1 protein-coding gene is annotated in these 238 nt (G+C 60.9%); it reads right to left on the bottom strand.

What is annotated here, in order from left to right:
* Window positions 1-238, bottom strand: a 238-nt coding sequence (locus tag SB771_RS36880; RefSeq protein WP_410722271.1) for an efflux RND transporter permease subunit, incomplete at both ends; no start/stop codon positions are given.

The raw sequence follows: 238 nt of genomic DNA, 5'->3' as shown, positions 1-238 counted from the left end.
AACCGACCACGCTGTCCACCGCCGGGTTGTTGCCGACGATCTCCATCATCTGCGCAAACTTGCCCTTCATGGCCTGGAACGAGGTGCTCTGATCGGCCTGAATGCCGCCGATCATCCGGCCGGTGTCCTGCTGCGGAAAGAAGCCCTTCGGCACGATGATGTACAGCCAGATGTTCAGGCCGATCGTGAACAGCAGAACGGTGACGATCAAACGCGGATGCAGCAGCGCCCAGCCGAG

The organism is Burkholderia sp. SIMBA_051, assembly GCF_046534915.1.
Taxonomy (GTDB): Bacteria; Pseudomonadota; Gammaproteobacteria; order Burkholderiales; family Burkholderiaceae; genus Burkholderia; species Burkholderia ambifaria.
The sequence above is the reverse complement of the archived record's forward strand: the minus strand, read 5'-3'. Positions and strand labels throughout refer to the sequence as shown.